This is a genomic window from Nostoc sp. T09 (genome assembly GCF_002154695.1).
GTDB lineage: Bacteria > Cyanobacteriota > Cyanobacteriia > Cyanobacteriales > Nostocaceae > Aulosira.
Genome location: NZ_MTAV01000139.1, coordinates 1 through 2,668, shown reverse-complemented (window position 1 = coordinate 2,668; position 2,668 = coordinate 1). Strand labels below are relative to the sequence as shown.

Annotated in this window: 4 protein-coding genes; all 4 read left to right on the top strand. The window is 49.9% G+C overall.

The window, feature by feature from the left end:
* Positions 1–115 precede the first annotated feature (115 nt).
* Entirely contained in the window at positions 116–817 is a 702-nt protein-coding gene (locus BV372_RS25750) for an NADPH-dependent FMN reductase (protein WP_256973451.1), read from the top strand.
* 17 nt (positions 818–834) lie between these two features.
* On the top strand, positions 835–1,584 hold the full coding sequence (locus BV372_RS25745) for an SDR family oxidoreductase (RefSeq protein WP_086689337.1): 750 nt from the start codon (positions 835–837) through the stop codon (positions 1,582–1,584).
* 225 nt (positions 1,585–1,809) lie between these two features.
* Positions 1,810–2,220, top strand: coding sequence for a cupin domain-containing protein (locus BV372_RS25740; protein ID WP_086689339.1), 411 nt, complete (start codon positions 1,810–1,812; stop codon positions 2,218–2,220).
* A gap of 115 nt (positions 2,221–2,335) precedes the next feature.
* On the top strand, positions 2,336–2,668 hold a 333-nt coding region (locus BV372_RS25735), incomplete at its 3' end, for a DUF2721 domain-containing protein (RefSeq protein WP_143845286.1).

The following is a 2,668-nucleotide window of genomic DNA, read 5'->3' as shown; positions in this document are numbered from 1 at the left end:
TACGGGATATTCCTTCATTCTCGATGCCCTATTTGCCCTAAACACCATTTAAATTGGTATAACTATTATCGTTCCCTACTGTTCCGGTTTGCCTACCGCTGTGGGAATGCCATGAGTGAAAAACACTGCCGATCGAGGGTACGTTCTCGTGTTTTCACAACTCACTGCGGATGGCTCAAAACTCAACAACTATAGACCGATCGTGAGAAAACTAGAAGGAAAGGAGGAATTCATGATCGCTGCCAAAATTCTCGCGTTTGCTGGGAGTGCTCGCCAAGATTCTGTCAACAAAAAACTGGTAAAAATTGCCGTTGAGGGAGCTAAAGCCACAGGTGCAGAAGTGACCTACCTGGATTTCCGCGATCTGCCCTTACCGCTCTATGATGGGGATTTGGAGGAGGCTGAGGGACTGCCAGAGAATGTCCTCAAACTCAAGGCCCTAATGAAAGCGCATCAGGGATTCCTGATTGCCTGCCCAGAATACAACAGTTCGATCACCCCACTGCTGAAAAATGCGATCGATTGGGCATCACGTTCTGAACCGGGCGAACCTCCATTGGAGTGTTTCGCAGACAAGGTTGCGGTGTTAATGAGTGCGTCCCCTGGAAATTTGGGAGGCTTACGAGGATTAGTTCATGTCCGTTCCATTCTTGGCAACATTGGGGTTTTGGTGTTGCCAGATCAGCAGGCAATTAGCAACGCTTATCAAGCGTTTGATGAGAATGGCAATTTGAAGGATGAAGCTCAACAGACAAGTATCCTGCAACTTGGTAGCAAACTCGCAACGGTGACTGCCAAACACAATCCCCCTATCTAATTATCAGAGGTGTTGTCATGAAAATTGTTGTCATTGGTGGCAGTGGGCTGATTGGTAAGAAGCTTGTGACCAAGCTACAGGAGCGCGGACATGAGGCGATCGCAGCGTCTCCTTCTTCGGGTGTTAACGCTGTTACGGGTGAGGGACTGGCTGAGGCGTTAGTGGGTGCTCAAGTTGTTGTCGATGTGACGAACTCACCCTCCTTTGAGGATGCAGCGGTGTTAGAGTTCTTCGAGAAGTCAACCCGGAACCTGCTGGCAGCGGAGGCAGACGCGGGTGTGGCTCATCACGTTGTAGTGTCGATCGTTGGAGCCGATCGCATCCCGGATAGTGGCTATATGCGTGCGAAAGTCGCTCAGGAGAAGTTGATCCAGTCCGCAGCAATCCCCTATACGATCGTCCGCGCTACGCAGTTCTTTGAGTTCATCGGGACGATCATCGCTCAATTCCCCAGCGATGAACAAACAGTTCACTTGCCCCCTGCCTTTATCCAGCCCATCCTGTCGGAGGACGTTGTTGCCGCGCTGGTTAATATCACACTGGGAACGCCAGTAAACGGCATTATCGATTTAGCAGGTCCAGATCGGTTCCGTTTCGAGGAAATCATTCGCCAATTCCTGAGTGCAACTCACGACACACGTCAGGTGGTTGTAGACAGTCACGCCCGTTACTTTGGTGCAGCATTGAACGATCAGCTCGTTCCGCAGAGCAACTCGCTCATCGGCTCGACCCGTTTCTCCGACTGGCTTAACCGCTCGATCGCTTAAAGATCAGCAATGAGAATTCAATGCTGACATCGGTTGAGTTGAGGACACAAAGCCCAAGATCCTACAACTGCTGAGTTTTGCAAAGCTCAACTCAACCTACACCTGTCTAATCCGCGATCGGCTTGATTCAGTATGAAGATACATCAGACGGATTTTTATCCACCAATTTGTATTCACACAAGGAGAACGGAAGTGTTTACTAGATTTTTGCATAGAGTTGCATTCATGACTCTCTCCCTATTCATGGCACTCTCCCTATTCGCAACTCTCCCCGTATTCGCAGCTTCAACCGTGTTGGGTGAAAAGGTAACGTTGGTCTTCGACCATGCCCTTCCCAATGTGCCCGGCAAGAGCATGAAAGTCCAGCTGGTCGAATATGCGCCAGGTGTCTCATCGATCCCTCACACCCATGCAGCCTCAGCTTTCATCTATGCAACAGTCCTGGAAGGTGCAATTCGGAGTAAAGTCAATGATAATCCAGAGCAGGTGTATCATGCTGGTGAGAACTTCACTGAACTACCTGGCGATCATCATCGTGTCAGCGCAAATGCCAGTGATACTGAACCCGCACGCCTCCTAGCAGTGCTTGTCGTTGATACCAATGAACAGAACCTGGTCATAAACGACAAAGAGTAAGACGTACGCATTGCAAGGATTTTTACTACTGGGGGCGGTATGAGTCTACCGAATTCGCTCCCGCCGAAATCAAATAGAGATATGGTTAACGCCTTATCTAAGGGAGCGTGTCATTATGTCGTCAATTGAGGAAGTGACAAAGACAATTAGCCTGATCATTGCGCCTGTCGTTACAATCACGGCTTGTGCCGTCATGGTAAATGGCTTGATTGTCCGGTACGGTTCCCTCGGCGATCGCCTACGTACCGTTAACCAGGGACTGAGCGACTTGCAGGAGTCTGATCTGGCTCACAATCGGAACAAAGCTCAGAGGGTACAAGAACTTGAATCCCTAGTGGGGGATCTGCTGCGGCACCATCATTTCGTGCATGATGCCCTTGTTCTTACTTATACAGGACTTACGCAACTGTCACAAGCAATGGCGCGGCTACACCGCGCCGAGCGCCAA